Annotated in this window: 1 protein-coding gene; it reads right to left on the bottom strand. The window is 70.8% G+C overall.

Going from position 1 to position 1,629, the window contains the following annotated elements:
• Window positions 1-144: 144 nt before the first annotated feature.
• Window positions 145-1,629: SLC13 family permease (locus WB308_RS08535; protein ID WP_424190831.1), on the bottom strand; the 1,485-nt coding region annotated here is incomplete at its 5' end.

The following is a 1,629-nucleotide window of genomic DNA, read 5'->3' on the forward strand; positions in this document are numbered from 1 at the left end:
CGCGACGAGCATGCGCAGGTGCGCGCGAGTCGTTGCGGGAGCCGGGGTGCGCGGAGGCGAGCCAAGCATCGGCGAAGGGTAGCCCAACCCTTGCCTGAAATCCATTGCCGGGCGCCGGGCGGCGCGAACCCGCCCGCACGCCCGTCAGCGGCCGGCGCCGATGGTCGGCACCACGACGGCGTACGTGAGCGCGAAGATCACGAGGATGCCGGTCAGGTTGAGCCACAGCCCGGCGCGGATCATCTGCGGCATGCGCACGAGGCCGGTGCCGAACACGATCGCGTTGGGCGGCGTGCCCACCGGCATCATGAAGGCGCAACTCGCGGCGATCGTCGCCGGAACCAGCAGCATGCCCGCCGGAACGCCCAGCACCGGCGCGAGGGCGGCGAGAATCGGCAGCATGGTGGCGACTTGCGCGGTGTTCGACGTGAGCTCGGACATGAACACCATGATCGCGATGATCGCGAGCAGCACCGCCCACACCGGCCATCCGGCGAAGCCGGCGGCGAGGCTGCCGATGTACTGCGGCACCCCGTTCGCCTCGGTCGCGGCCGCGAGCGCAAGGCCGCCGCCGAACAGGACCAGCACGCCCCAGGGCAGCTTCTGCGCCGTCGCCCAGTCCATCGCGCGCACGCCCTTCGCCCGGTCCACCGGGATCAGGAACAGTGCGATCGCGGCGAGGATCGCGATGCCGGCGTCGGAGAGTCCGGAGAACGGGCGCGCGTCGCCGACGGTCCAGCCCCCGAGCAGGGGGGAGGTCATCCACAGCAGCACCGTGACCGCGAACACGGCAAGCGTCGCGCGTTCGCCCGCGTTGAGGGGGCCAAGCTTCGCCCACTCGTCGCGGACGTACTCGCGGCCGCCCTCGTTCTCAGTCATGCGCGAGGGGAACATCACCGTCGTGTTCAGGAACCATGCGAGCGGCAGGAACGCGAGCATCGCCGGCACACCGATCGCCATCCACTCGACGAAGCCGATGCGGATGCCGGAGGTCTGCTCGACGAAGCGGACCAGGATGCCGTTGGGCGGCGAGCCGATGATCGTACCGAGGCCGCCGATCGACGCGGCATAGGCGATGCCGAGCAGCGCGGATAGCGCGAAGTTGGACATGTCGCGGTCCTCGCCGGGGATGCCGCCGTGCTCGGCGAGCCCCTTGCCGGTGCGCCGCCGCAGCGCGACGTCGATCACCGAGAGCACGATCGGCACCATCATCGCCGCGGTCGCGGTGTTCGACACCCACATGCTGACCAACGCGGTCGCGGCCATCGTGCCCGCGACGATCGCCTTGGGCCGCGTGCCGACCATGCGCAGCGTCGCGAAGGCGATCCGCCGGTCGAGCCCCCAGCGCTGGATGGCGAGCGCGAGCACGAACCCGCCGAGGAACAGGTAGATGACGTCCGCGCCGTAGTTCGCGGTCGTGCGGCCGAGCGGCATGATGCCGGCGAGCGGGAAGGTGGCGATCGGCAACAGCGCGGTGACCTCGATGTCGACTGCCTCGGTCATCCACCAGGTCGCCATCCACGCCATCATCGCCAGCGTGGCCCGCGCCGGATGCGCGAGCGGCACGATTCTGCCGGCCGCATCGCGGTACTCCGCGGGCAGCGCAACGTACAACAGCAGCGCGAGCGC

The organism is Sulfuricurvum sp. (genome assembly GCF_049587615.1).
Taxonomy (GTDB): Bacteria; Campylobacterota; Campylobacteria; order Campylobacterales; family Sulfurimonadaceae; genus Sulfuricurvum.